The 13,336-nt window shown below is 64.4% G+C and carries 10 protein-coding genes; 5 read left to right on the forward strand and 5 right to left on the reverse strand.

The window, feature by feature from the left end; translation table 11 throughout:
• The first annotated feature begins 143 nt into the window (after positions 1 to 143).
• Complete coding sequence (ilvD, locus tag J2X62_RS07455) at positions 144 to 1,856, forward strand: dihydroxy-acid dehydratase (protein WP_310179435.1); 1,713 nt, start codon at positions 144 to 146, stop codon at positions 1,854 to 1,856.
• A gap of 166 nt (positions 1,857 to 2,022) precedes the next feature.
• Here the strand turns inward: ilvD and J2X62_RS07460 are convergent, their stop codons facing one another.
• Entirely contained in the window at positions 2,023 to 3,996 is a 1,974-nt protein-coding gene (locus tag J2X62_RS07460) for an MFS transporter (RefSeq protein WP_371831959.1), read from the reverse strand.
• 183 nt (positions 3,997 to 4,179) lie between these two features.
• On the opposite strand from J2X62_RS07460, the gene J2X62_RS07465 reads away from it, so the two are divergent.
• Positions 4,180 to 4,800 (forward strand): TetR/AcrR family transcriptional regulator, encoded by a 621-nt coding sequence (locus tag J2X62_RS07465; protein ID WP_310179438.1) that lies wholly within the window; start codon positions 4,180 to 4,182, stop codon positions 4,798 to 4,800.
• A gap of 64 nt (positions 4,801 to 4,864) precedes the next feature.
• On the opposite strand, the gene J2X62_RS07470 is transcribed toward J2X62_RS07465, so the two are convergent.
• Both J2X62_RS07470 and J2X62_RS07475 read right to left on the reverse strand, forming a co-directional pair.
• Positions 4,865 to 5,521: a hypothetical protein gene (locus J2X62_RS07470; RefSeq protein ID WP_027495249.1), complete on the reverse strand. Its 657-nt coding sequence runs from the start codon at positions 5,519 to 5,521 to the stop codon at positions 4,865 to 4,867.
• A 66-nt stretch (positions 5,522 to 5,587) separates the two neighbouring features.
• Entirely contained in the window at positions 5,588 to 6,373 is a 786-nt protein-coding gene (locus J2X62_RS07475; protein ID WP_310179445.1) for a DUF6319 family protein, read from the reverse strand.
• Positions 6,374 to 6,699: 326 nt separating this feature from the next.
• Between J2X62_RS07475 and J2X62_RS07480 the strand changes: the two genes are divergently transcribed.
• Genes J2X62_RS07480 through J2X62_RS07490 form a run of 3 tightly spaced genes read left to right on the forward strand, consistent with a single transcriptional unit; the run spans position 6,700 to position 11,445 of the window.
• Positions 6,700 to 8,997: a glycerol-3-phosphate 1-O-acyltransferase gene (locus J2X62_RS07480; protein WP_310179447.1), complete on the forward strand. Its 2,298-nt coding sequence runs from the start codon at positions 6,700 to 6,702 to the stop codon at positions 8,995 to 8,997.
• On the forward strand, positions 8,994 to 10,421 hold the full coding sequence (locus J2X62_RS07485) for an HAD-IB family hydrolase (protein WP_057474468.1): 1,428 nt from the start codon (positions 8,994 to 8,996) through the stop codon (positions 10,419 to 10,421). Before J2X62_RS07480 ends, J2X62_RS07485 begins: the two co-directional genes overlap by 4 nt.
• Positions 10,414 to 11,445 (forward strand): adenylate/guanylate cyclase domain-containing protein, encoded by a 1,032-nt coding sequence (locus J2X62_RS07490; protein WP_027495245.1) that lies wholly within the window; start codon positions 10,414 to 10,416, stop codon positions 11,443 to 11,445. The genes J2X62_RS07485 and J2X62_RS07490 overlap by 8 nt, the downstream gene beginning before the upstream one ends.
• Here the strand turns inward: J2X62_RS07490 and J2X62_RS07495 are convergent.
• Both J2X62_RS07495 and J2X62_RS07500 read right to left on the reverse strand, forming a co-directional pair.
• Positions 11,427 to 12,488, reverse strand: coding sequence for an MSMEG_0565 family glycosyltransferase (locus tag J2X62_RS07495; protein ID WP_310179450.1), 1,062 nt, complete (start codon positions 12,486 to 12,488; stop codon positions 11,427 to 11,429). The genes J2X62_RS07490 and J2X62_RS07495 overlap by 19 nt on opposite strands.
• Positions 12,485 to 13,336 (reverse strand): carbon-nitrogen hydrolase family protein, encoded by an 852-nt coding sequence (locus tag J2X62_RS07500; RefSeq protein WP_027495243.1) that lies wholly within the window; start codon positions 13,334 to 13,336, stop codon positions 12,485 to 12,487. Before J2X62_RS07500 ends, J2X62_RS07495 begins: the two co-directional genes overlap by 4 nt.

Raw genomic sequence — 13,336 nt, forward strand, 5'->3', positions numbered from 1 at the left:
CCGTTCGTCACTCGATGGAGGGCATTCCGGTGCATGCCGAAAGAGCGCAGCGCCACAGGTTTAGTGTTGACGGTGAATGCGACTCGGGGCGGAACCTGAGGACGCGACCGAGGAGCCACCATCGCCGACCGTTCAGGAGTGTCATGACGACCCCGCACAATCCACCCGAAGTCGACGTCAAGCCACGTAGCCGGGACGTCACCGACGGGCTGGAGAAGACTGCCGCCCGCGGCATGCTCCGCGCCGTCGGGATGGGCGACGACGACTGGGTCAAGTCCCAGATCGGCGTCGCGTCGTCGTGGAACGAGATCACTCCCTGCAACCTCTCGCTCGAACGACTGGCGAAGGAAGTCAAGAAGGGCGTCCACGCGGCCGGCGGGTATCCGTTGGAATTCGGCACCATCTCGGTGTCCGACGGCATCTCGATGGGCCACGAGGGCATGCACTTCTCGTTGGTCTCCCGTGAGGTCATCGCCGACAGCGTCGAAACCGTCATCAGCGCCGAACGTCTCGACGGCTCCGTGCTGCTCGCCGGCTGCGACAAGTCGCTGCCCGGAATGTTGATGGCTGCCGCGCGTCTCGACCTCGCCAGCGTCTTCCTCTACGCCGGATCCACCCTGCCCGGATTCGCCACCCTGTCCGACGGCAGCGAACACCAGGTGACGATCATCGACGCCTTCGAGGCCGTCGGCGCCTGCTCACGTGGACTGATGTCGCGCGCCGACGTCGACACCATCGAACGCGCCATCTGCCCCGGCGAAGGTGCCTGCGGCGGCATGTACACCGCGAACACCATGGCCAGCGCCGCCGAGGCAATGGGAATGTCGTTGCCCGGCAGCGCTTCTCCGCCGGCACCGGATCGTCGCCGGGACGGCTTCGCACACGCCAGCGGCGAGGCCGTCGTCGAATTGCTGCGACGCGGCATCCGCACCAGCGACATCCTCACCAAGGAAGCCTTCGAGAACGCAATCGCCGTCGTCATGGCTTTCGGCGGATCCACCAACGCCGTGCTGCACCTGCTGGCCATCGCGCACGAAGCTCAGGTCGAACTGACCCTCGCCGACTTCACCCGCGTCGGAGCGAAAGTTCCGCACCTCGCCGACGTCAAGCCCTTCGGCAAGCACGTCATGACCGACGTCGACGCCATCGGCGGTGTCCCCGTGGTCATGAAGGCTCTGCTCGACGCCGGCCTCATGCACGGCGACTGCATGACCGTCACCGGAAAGACCGTGGCGGAGAACCTCGCTCACATCGCTCCCCCGGACCCCGACGGCAAAGTGCTGCGCGCACTGGACAAGCCGATCCACCCGACCGGCGGCATCACCATTCTCGAAGGATCACTCGCCCCGGGCGGAGCCGTCGTCAAGTCCGCCGGTTTCGATTCCGACGTATTCGTCGGTACCGCACGAGTTTTCGAGCGTGAACGCGCGGCCATGGATGCTCTCGAAGACGGCACCATCGCGGCAGGCGACGTCGTCGTCATCCGCTACGAGGGACCCAAGGGCGGACCCGGCATGCGCGAAATGCTCGCGATCACCGGAGCCATCAAGGGCGCGGGCCTGGGCAAGGACGTCCTGCTGCTCACCGACGGCCGATTCTCCGGCGGAACCACCGGCCTCTGCGTCGGACACGTGGCACCCGAGGCAGTCGACGGCGGACCCATCGCCTTCGTCCGCGACGGCGACCAGATCCGACTCGACGTCGGCAAGGGCACCCTCGACGTTCTCGTCGACGCAGCCGAAATGCAAGCACGCCAGGAGGGTTGGTCACCGCTGCCTCCGCGCTACACCCGCGGAGTACTGGCCAAATACTCGAAGTTGGTCGGTTCGGCATCGAACGGTGCGGTGCTGATCTAGCCGCCCGCCCGCCCGACGCCGACCTAGCCCTAGCCCCCGGCCCTAGCCCCCGGCCCTAGCCCCCCCGGTTGGGATCAATGTGGGTTTCAGTCAGTTGGACTGCAACAAAGGCGCATTGATCCCAACCCGGCGGCAGTGCAGTGGTCCATTCACGCGTTCGGGAGGTCTACAGCGGCATGGCCCAGATAGGGCTCGAGCGTTCGTTCATCTCGGTGCACGTCGCGTGTTGTCGGCTGGCTCGTTGGTAGAACGTCTGCAACGGTTCGGTCGGCTCCACGTCCGGCGGTGTGGGTACGACGGGCAGTTCGCCGAGTTCGAGCGCCAATTGATAGATGCTGGGGCGTTCGAGTTCGGCGTCGACCAGTGCCGGGGTGGCAGCGTTGTGCGGCTTCGCTGTTCGCGGTACACGCGGCGTACTCGGCTCGGGCTTGGCTGCCGATGGCCGTTCGAGTAGCTGCTCGAGCTCGGCGACCTCACGGACGGCCGCTGCGCGAGTGGCCGGCGGCGCAACGAAGGGCACGATCGGCTCGAACGCGATCATGTCCGACGACGACGCGAGCGCCTTGTTCTTGGCCGGGATGAGGAACGCCACGATCACGGTTCCGGTTCCGAACACCACGGCCGCAACGACACTGGTGTGCACAACGGCGCTGCCGAAGGCGGAGATGGCATTCGCTTCGAGATTGTCTGCGAAGCCGCTCAGAAATGCATTCTGCTCGCGAATGATGTCGGAGACGATCACCGCACCGGCCAGCGAATCCTGCGATGCTGCAAGCCCTTCTGCGGCCTGACCGGTGTACTGGCCGTTGGGTTGCTTACCGGGGAAGGTCTGCAGAAACCCCTCGATTCCCTGTCGATACGACGCCGCCAGAACCGAACCCAATACTGCGATGCCGAGAGACCCGCCCAGTTCGAGTGCAGTGTCGTTCAGTCCGCCGCCGACACCGAGCTTGTCGTCCGGGAACTCACCCATGATGGCGTCGGTGCAGGGCGAGACGGACAGCCCGATGGCGAGTCCGAGCAGCGTCAGTACGGGTAGGAAGTCGACATACGTTGCCGTCGAATCGATTCCGACGAGGGATACGACCGACAGCGTGCCCACGATCATCCCTGCGGTGACGGTGACACGCGGCCCCATCTTGGGGGTCAGCCACATCGTGATTCCGGACCCGACGAACACTGCGCCGGCCAGCGGCAGCAGATGCACTCCGGTGGAGACCGGGCCGTACCCGAGAGCGAACTGGAGGTACTGCGCCACGAGGTAGATCGCCCCGAACGTCACCAGGAAAAACACCAGTACCGCAAGGGTGGCACCCCCGAGAACACGCGAGGAGAACATCCGCACGTCCAGCAACGGATTGGGGTGTCGTAGTTCCCAGCCCACGAAACCCAACACCGACAGCAGTCCGACGAGGCCGAAGTACAGCGGCCCGACAGTCCAGCCGAAGTGCATGCCCTCGATGATGGAGTAGACGATGGTCGAGACGGCCAGAACCGACAGCAACCCGCCGATCCAATCGATCGCACCGGCATCGACGGCTCGCGACGGCGGGACGAGTACGACGGCTCCGGCTATGGCGGCCAGCGCAATCGGGACGTTGATCAGAAATGTCGAACTCCACGTGAAGCTCTCGAGAAGCCACCCGGCCAGCAACGGCCCGGCGGCGATGGCGAGGCCGGACGTGGCCGCCCACACGGTGACGGCTGTGGCCCGCTCACGCTTGGGGAACGTGGCCACCAGCAGCGACAACGTCGCAGGCATGACGATCGCAGCCGCGACACCCATGACGATTCGAGCCAGGATCACGCCGAGCGTGGCATCGGTCAGCGCCCCCGCCACCGACCCCGCCACGAAGATGATCAGTCCGATGATCAGCGCGCCGCGTCGGCTGTACCGGTCGCCGATCACTCCGCACAACAGCATCAACGACGCGTACGGGACGGTGTATCCGTCGATCACCCATTGAAGATCACTGCTGGTCAAGCCCAGATCCATCGTCATCGACGGCGCGGCGACGAGCAGAGACGTGTTCGCCATGACCACGATCAGCAGGCTCAGGCACAACACCACCAAGGCCGACCATCGTCGGGCATAGGGTTTGTGCATTTCTTGGACAGGTGTCATCGCGAGCAGTGTCATGTGTTCCCCCCGTTGGCAAAGTGCGACACACCTTGCACAGTGCTGTGCAGCTTAAGAAATTCGCGCTAGGATCGGCAATCTTTTGTGGCGGCAACCACACTGCGTCGACGCGATCGTGCTAGAAGTGGACGTGTGCCGAAGACGACGGAGTCGAGACCGAGCGCACGGACAGACCGATCGCCCGTGCAGCGAAGTGACGCCCGCTCGAACAGAGCGCGAATTCTCGATGTCGCGCAGGGGGTATTGGCGAACAATCCGGACGCGACCATCAACGACGTCGCGTCCGCGGCCGGGGTGGTCCGACGAACGGTGTACTCGCACTTCGCCTCTCGCGAAGCCCTGATCGACGGCATCGCACTCGAAGCCGCAGAACGCATCTCGGCCGCGCTCGAACGTGATTCGGCCGTCGACGAATCCGCCGTCACCGTGTTCGTGCGCCAGACGCTGGCACTGGCACGCGTCGGCGATCAGTACCGGCTTCTACTTGCGGTTGCCCGTACCGACCTGGGACACAACGGTCTTCACGACCTACTGGGACCGATGCGGGAGTCGGCTGCGGCTGTCATACGACGTGGACAGCGCGAGGGTGTGTTCTCCACCTATCTGCCGGCCGAGGTGCTGATCCTCAACATCGAAGCCATCGCGCTGTCGATCCTCGAGGCCACCAATGCCGGGCTGCTCACCGACCCCACAGGTGCGGCCACCACGTCGAGTCTGGTCCTGCTCGGAATCGCACCGGACGAAGCCGAACGCATCGTGAGCGGTGTCCGTGCCGCGGACGCGCCAGCCGAAGCCCACCCCTGAAACGACGAATGCCCCGCCTGCGCAATGTGATTGCGCCGACGGGACATCGGTCTACGAGTGCGGGTCAGGGAGCGGGGACGAATCCTGCGCCGAGTCCGTTGCCCTGATCGACGTTGCGAAGGATCGCGTCGAAGTTGGTGCCGACCTCGGGGCCGAAGCACGCGACGCCCAGGTAGGCGTTGACCATGCCGACGAGGGTGTTGCCGACGACGACCGGGCTACCCGAGTCACCCTCGACGACGCACAGCTGCGCCCAGGTCTCCTGCGACTGCAGAACGTCTCCGTACGCGAGGCCGCAGGTGTTGCCGGTCGTGCGGCCTTCCTTGCAGACGATGTTCGGGAACGCCGTCGGCGGGCCGACCTGAGAGATGGTCACGTTGCCCACGCGGCTGATCGGGGCAACCTTGTCACGCTGAAATTCGATGAGGGCGTAGTCGTACTCCGGGTTGGAGAATGCGATGCGGCCCACCTCACCGAGGGAGGTGTCGTACTCCGGGACGATGGAGGCACCCGCTTGGCCACAGTGACCGGCGGTGAAGCCCACGAGATTTCCGTTGCGGTCGTTGCCGATCGTCGTCAGCGTGCACTCCGCCTGGCCTCCGACGATGATTCCGGACCCACCGCCGAGAGCTGCAGGAGCGGCCGCGGATGCGGTCCCCACGCCGACGCTGGCTACGATTGCAGCCGCCCCCACGACGACGAGCATGAATTTCTTGAACATGTACTCCCTCTCAGCGGTGTCGGCAGAACCCTAGCAACAGAACGTGTCGTAACACGAGCTAGTCGCTCATACGTCCTGCTCGAGGGCCGCAAGAGTCGTCCGAGCTTCGTCGAGTTGACGACTCAGTTCGGCCACGCGGCGTGCCGCCTCTTCACGTGCATGGGAGATGACAGCCTCGACGGCATCGCGTGCAGTGACATCGCCCAGTTCACGAACGGCCCGACCGACCGCTTCCGGACTCACCGGCTGCGCCTTGGTCGGCCTCTTCGCGCCCTGCGTGACGGTGACCGACCAATCGTTGTCGGCACCGGCATGAATGGTCACGCTCACTCCGCCCGGCGCCTTCTTCGGACGACGTGGGGCCGAGCCGGTCGACGCAGACCCCGCACCGGCAGGCTTGGCGGCCACGTCGGTCGCCGGTACCGACTTCGGAGCAGCGCTCGATGTCGACGCCGTGACCGATGTAGAAGCCGTGGCCGATGTAGAAGAAGGGCTCGATTTCGAGACAGCAACCGGCTCGGAGGCAGCGACCGGCTTCGATACCGGCGCAGTCGATACCGTCTTCTTCGCGGGGATGCGCTTGGCAGGCGCGGGTGGGGTCGCCGGGTTGCGGGTGATGCGCAGTTCTTCGGCCTCGTAGGGCAGTTCGTCGTTGACGCCCTTCGGGCTGATGGTGACGGTGTTGCCGTCGATGGACACCACCTTGGCCGACGTACCGTCGGGCAGGCCGAGGCTCGGATTCGGCTCGCGGAGATACACGGTGGCGCGACGCCCCTCGGCGAGCGCTGCTGCCAGCGTCGTCAGGTTCTCGGGAGTCAGCGAATCGTTCACGGCGCGCCCACGGGGTGGCATCGACTACCGGCCTTTCTCGAAAGTGTTTGCGAATACTGTCGCACAGATTCACGTGCGCAGGCAGAACGGCATCGAGTATCGGTCGCGAGGATGACGTCGATCCCAAGTGTGTGTAACCCCGAGTAACCGTAACCAGAAGTAACAGTTACTACGATTAACACTAAAGAGGCTTGGCCAGAGAAGGCCGATGACACGACTCTAACGGACAGGCCGTCCGAGCGCCCGTCGAGTGCCGTCGACCACCTCGCCGAACCGCCCTCGCGCCGGGATTCTCCCGCGTAGCCTGACGGCGTACCTTCTTGCGCAGGTACGGAACAGGAGCTTCGATGTACCACCTCGACGCGGACCAGCAATCGCTCAGCGACGGTCCGCACGTGTACTTGCTCGATGCCAGAAGCACTCTCGAGGTTCAGGCCCTGAATCAGTGGATCGACGCCACCACCCCGGACGGAGAACGTCGGCCCCCGTCGGTCGTTCTGTCCGGTGAGGCCAGGACATCGCTGTCGGACACCGTCCGCGGGTACGCCGAAGATCCGCTGCTCATTCCGCTGCGGGTCACGTTGACCGATCGAAGCACCGGCATTCTGCACCGCATCTTCGCCCCGAGAGGCCGCTCGAAGCCGACACGGGTGTGGCAGCGGTGGGTGGCCAACGACGATCCCGATCACTCCGCAGTGCTGGTCGGTGAACCCGCCACCCTGAGCGATCTGCAGGATCGGTTCGAGCGCGGCGGCGGCACGTCGTTGTCGTCGTTCATCCTGCGGCAGGCGAGTCTCGCACTGGACAAGGCCGAACGCGGAGTCATCGGCTCGGAGTACAAGATTCCGCGCTTCGTCGTCGAGGACATGACGGAGCAGAAGAAGTTCAGGGACGGCATCACCGAGCTCGCAGACCACGTCGGCCAGGATCGCGACACCGTCGACAAGAGGGTTCAGGACATCCTCGGCGAGATGGTGGCGACCGAAACCAGGCGCGCCGTCGAGATGTGGGGCACCCTCGGCGCGTACTTCTCGCGGGCGTACAAGGTCGACGTCGATCGCGGTCAGCTGCAGAAGGTTCGCGAACTCAACAAGAACTATCCGTTGGTGTTCCTGCCCAATCACCGTTCCTACCTCGACCCACTCGTGCTGCGTCCCGCGCTTCTCGCCGAGGGACTGCCGCTCAATCACGTCATGGGCGGCATCAATGTCGGCTTCTGGCCGTTGGGCCCGATAGCCAAACGCAGTGGCGTGGTGCTCATTCAGCGCAAATTCTCGGACACGATCTACAAATGGACGCTGCGTCAGTACATGAGTTTTCTGCTCAGCAAGCGGTTCAACCTCGAGTGGTACATCGAGGGCGGACGCAGCCGCACCGGAAAGCTCCGCCCGCCGCGGTTCGGTCTGCTGACCTACCTCGTCGACGCCCTCGAGTCGAGCGACGCGGAGGACGTCTATCTGATTCCGACGTCCATCACCTACGACCGACTGCACGAGGTCGGCGCGATGGCCGAAGAATCGCACGGGGCGAAGAAGCAAGCCGAAGGCATTCGCATGGCCATCGGGTACATCCGCGCTCAGGGCACGTTGCGCGGCAACGTCTATCTGAACTTCGGAGAGCCGATGTCGGTGGCGGCGATCGTCGCCGAGAACACCGACAAGCGCGTCGCGGTGCAGAAGATCGCGCTCGGTGTCTCCCATGCGATCAACGATGCGACGCCGGTGACCCCGGCAGCACTGGTCACGATGGCGCTGTTGGGTATCGAGGATCGCGCACTCAACGTCAACGAGATGTGGGCCATCATCTCGCCGTTGGCCGGCTACATCAAGCGCAGAAACCTACCCACTGCGGGCGGGGTGGACATCGCCGACGTCGACGTCGTCCGCTCGGCCGTCATCGCACAGGTCAACGCCAACGTCGTCAAGCGTTTCGACGACGGCCCCGAACCGCTGTTCTACCTGGCGCAGGACAAGCATCTGGTGGCAGCGTTCTTCCGCAACAACGCCATTCACTTCTTCGTGATGCGCGCCATCGGCGAGCTGGTGGTGCTACCGACCGAGGGTGACTCGACGCCGCTGACTCAGGAATCGTTGTGGACGTCGGCCCTGCAATTGCGAGATCTACTCAAGTTCGAGTTCTTCTTCGGCGACAAGAAGGACTTCGGGGAGCGTCTCGAATCCGAGGTCGATCTCATCGACCCGGACTGGCGCACCAGCATCAGCGACCCCGATTATGCTGCGCGACAGCTCGAATCGCAGGATCTGCACCTGGCGCACCGCGTACTGCAGCCGATCTTCGAGGCCTATCAGGTAGTGGCCGACCAGCTGATGCTGCTGCCGCAGAGCGGAGAATTCGACAAACCGAAGTTCATCTCGGAATGCCTCGGCGCTGCCCAGGCCAGGCGGCTCCGCCAGCAGCTCGATCACAGTGAGTCCATCTCGGGCGAACTGTTCGACACTGCACTGCAACTGGCCGAAAACCGCGACCTGATCGATTCCAGCTCGGACGGCATTGCCCGCCGCCGCAGGGACTTCGCGCTGGAGATCGACGAATGGGCCCGCAAGGTACGTACCATCCGGGACATGGCGCACCGAATGCTCCGTGAGGTGGAACCGATCTCTGCCCCCGAGGAGAACAATCCATGACCGAGTTCGACGATCGACTGATAGCGATCGCCGCCGCCCCACCCGGCCGAGACACCATCGCCTTCTTCGATCTCGACGGCACTCTCATCAACGGATTCTCAGCTCGCGCAGTGTTTCTCGAACGCCTCAAGACCCTCGACGTCACGGTCAAGGAACTGTGGGAGATCTCCAGTGCCGTCGTCGAGATGCGGATGCGTAACTCTCCCGTCGACAATCTGATGGGCAAGGCCGTCCGCGGCCTCGAAGGCCGTCGCGAAGAGGACCTGATGGAACAGGCATACACCCTGTTCCGCAACGAGATCGCGCCGATGATCTACCCGCAGGCCCGGGCCCTCGTCGAGGCTCACCGGCACGCAGGGCATCGCCTCGTGATGGCCACCTCGGCCACGCCGTACCAGGCACTGCCGGTGCAACAGGACATGATGTTCGAGGAGTTGCTGTGCACGACTCCGGTGGTCACCGACGGAATTCTCACCGGCGAGCTCGTCGGCGATTCGCTCTGGGGACCCCGCAAAGCACAGGCGGCGATCGACTACGCCGAACGTGAAGGCATCGCTCTGGCAGGCTGTTTCGCATACTCGAACGGCGGTGAGGACGTGCCACTGCTCGAGGCCGTGGGCCGTCCCATCGCCCTCAACCCCGATCCTGATCTCGCGCGCTATGCCGCCAAGAAGAACTGGCCGGCCCTGACGCTGGACAGCCCGAAGCGCGGCACGGATATCACGTCGGCCGTACGCAGCACGGCGGCGCTCGGATCGGTGCTCGCGAGTGCGTCGATCGGGCTCGGTCTGGGGTTGCTCACCCGCAGTCGCCGTACCGGTGCCAATATCACCAGCACCATCGCCCCGGACATCGCGCTGACCCTCGCCGGAGTCAAGCTCGACGTCACCGGAACCGAAAATGCCTGGTCGGCCAGGCCAGCCGTCTTCATGTTCAACCATCAGAGCACCGCCGACTCGATCATCGTCACTTCCATCCTGCGACGCGACATCACCGCCGTCGCCAAGCGGGAACTCGAACGCGATCCGCGCTTCGCATTGCTGGGCAGAATTTTCGACGTCGCCTATGTCGATCGCGGCGATCCTGCGCAAGCGCGAGAGGCCATGCGGCCCGCGATCGAGAAGCTGCACAGCGGCATCTCGGTCGCCATCGCCCCCGAGGGCACTCGCATGCCGACGTCCCGTCTCGGCCGATTCAAGAAAGGCGGCTTTCACCTGGCGATGCAGGCCGGCGTGCCGATCGTTCCGATCGTCATTCACAACGCCGGTGACGTGATGTGGAAGAAGGACTTCACCGTTCACTCCGGTACGGTCAAGGTCACCGTCGGCGAGCCCATACCCACCACGGATTGGGATCCCGACAAGATCGACGAGTACGTGGACGCCGTCCGTTCCTATTTCGACAGAACGTTGGGATATGCCTGAGAATCAGATCAACTCGGTAGTACAGACGGAGATCGAGCGGAATCTACTGGGCGGCGAGCCCAAGTACAACCGCGCCGACATCGTCGAGAAGTCCGGGATTCCGCTCGAGCGGGTCATCGCCCTGTGGATCGGCATGGGCTTCCCCGTCCACACCGATACCGACGCACTCGTCTACACCGACGCCGATCTCGAAGCTCTGAAGCTGATCACCGCACTGACCGCGCAGAAGGTGATCAAGCCCGAGATGGAGGTTGCGATCGCACGCACCCTCGGGCAGTCGATGTCCCGGCTCGCGGAATGGCAAGTGGGCGTTGTGAACTCTCACATACTCGAACGCATCATCGACAGCCAAGAAGACACGAACGACATCGACGCGATTCGACGGAACGCCCGTGCCATCGCCGCCGAAACCGTCCCCACCCTCGAAGCGCTCCAGGGATACACCTGGCGACGCCACCTGGCAGCAGCGGCCGGTCGATCCATCGCCGCTCCCGACGACGCCGCCGACAGCCCCACGATGGCCGTCGGGTTCGCCGACATGGTCGGCTACACGAGCCTGACGCGTCGACTCGACATCGGCGAGTTGACGACGCTTCTCGAGGAGTTCGAGTCACTGGCCACCAATATCATTGCGCGAGGGCGCGGTTCGGTGATCAAGAACGTCGGCGACGAGGTGATGTTCAGCGCGCAGACCCCCGAGGATGCCGCCCACATCGCCCTCGACCTCCAGGACGCCTTCGACGAGCAGGAGGACATGCCGGATCTGCGGGTCGGGCTGGCGTGGGGCCCGGTACTGGCCCGGTACGGCGACCTGTACGGATCGGTGGTCAATATCGCTGCGCGCCTGACCAGTTCGGCCAATCCCGGAACGATCCTGGTCGATACCGTCATGACGGATGAACTACGTCACGACTCGGAGTTCTACCTCAAATCGGTCCGTTCACTACGGGTCAAAGGGTTCCACAAGCTCAAGCCTCACCGGCTCAAGCGCAACAAGCGAACCGGTCAGCGTAGCGAGGAGTAGAACTCCAGGTGTCGACGCGCAGCCTCGTCCCAGGTGAGGCTGTGCGCCAGCGCCAGCCCCGGTGACGGATCGTGCGGCTCGTGCAACGCACGGTCCAATTCGCTGGTCATGGTCTCCACCGACGATGCGTAGGTGACGCTGTCTCCGAACACCTCTCGCAGTACCGGCAGATCACGCGCCACCACCGGAGTCGATGCGGCGAGCGCCTCCATCGCGGCCAGGCCGAAGCCTTCCTTGGTGGAGAAGAACGGCAGCGCCGCAGCCTGCGCCACGAGATGCGGCAGCTCGTCGTCGTCGACGGTTCCGAGTATCACCGGCTCCATGCCCAGTTCTACTGCTCGACGGTCGAATTCGGCTCGATAGTCACGGTAGTCGAACAGGGTCTCGCCGCCGGCGAACACCAGTTGCACGTGGCGATCGGACAGCCCGGCGAAGGCGTCGAGTAGATCGAGACTGCCCTTGCGTGGCTCGATGCCGCCGACTGCGAGCACGTACCTGCCGAACTTCCCGGCCCAGTGCGATCGGCCCGATTCGGCTGCTGCCGAGAACCTTCCGGCATCGACTCCATTGGGAATGACGATCGGATCGAACCCCCAGCCGCGTCGGACGTCGTCGGCCACCGCAGTGGACACACAGATTCGCGCGTACGGCGCGGTGATCGCTCGTTCGTGACATGCCGCGAGCTCGGGAGTGGTGAACTCATCGAGATGGTGGATGGTCCTGATGCACCGCCCGACGGCGTTGGCCGAGATGCAGTCCTGAGCATGGACGATGTCGTACTCGTCGGGCGTGAAGGCCTGCCGCAGAACGCCTATCGATCGCAGAATCCGCTCGCCGACGCTCTCGTTCTCGCGGTGGGAAAACGGGACCATCCGCACGGTGACAGCCGGGTCGACCTTGCGGAAGAACTCACTGTCGCCCCCGCGGCCCAGCGACCACACCGACACATCCTGGCCGGCGCGTGCCAGCGCTTCGGCCAGAGCCAACGTATGCACCACGCCTCCGCGCGGTTTGGACGAATAGGTCAACAGCGCGATCTTCATCGATCCGGCTTCTCCTGCAACAAGTTCGGATAGGCGTCGACGCGTCGCTCGGCCAGGTGATGCAGACCTCTCCGGGCCCGATCCACCTCGGCATCGACGTCGATCTCGTGCACGGCCAAACCTCCTTTGGACCACGTCTTGGCCAATACGTCTCCGCCGGGCCCGACAATCTTCGCCTGGCCGAGGAACCGCAGGGATCCCATCACCCCGGTCTGGTTGGACGAGACGAGCACCACCTGGTTCTCGGCGGCGCGCGCAGCGTCGTACAGATCGAACAGTCGCGACTGCCGATCGTTGGGTAGCGACGACGCTCGATCGGTGACGCTGGCCGGCCACGCCGACAGCGCCGCAATGATTCTCGCGCCATCCAATGCGAGCGTGCGGGCCGACTCCGGGAACGTCTTGTCGTAGTCGATCAGCATGCCCATCCGTCCGACCGGTGTATCGAAGGCCTCGAACCGATCTCCGGCGGCGTAGGCCAAGGATTCCCCGAGCGGCTGATGCACCTTGCGGTGACTGCCGAGGATCCCGTCGCCCGTCAGGCACGCAGCAGCGTTGTACCGCAGCCCCTTCGACAACTCGGTGTACCCGATGCACACCGTCATCGCACCCGCCGCTGCGATGATCGCAGCCAACTCCGGACCGTCAGGATCGAGAGTGGGCGGCAACTCGGACGGATCCGGATTGCTCAGGCTGTTGATGTAACCCCCGAGGGATGCGTCGGGCAGCACCAAGAGATCGATTCCCTCGCGGGCCGCACTGGAGATGATCGTCGTGATCTTCAGTACGGCCCGATCGACATCTCTACCGAAATGTGCTGCCAATGCACCGATCTTGATGGGAGCCAC

This window comes from Rhodococcus sp. 3258 (assembly GCF_031456475.1).
Classification (GTDB): Bacteria; Actinomycetota; Actinomycetes; order Mycobacteriales; family Mycobacteriaceae; genus Rhodococcoides; species Rhodococcoides fascians.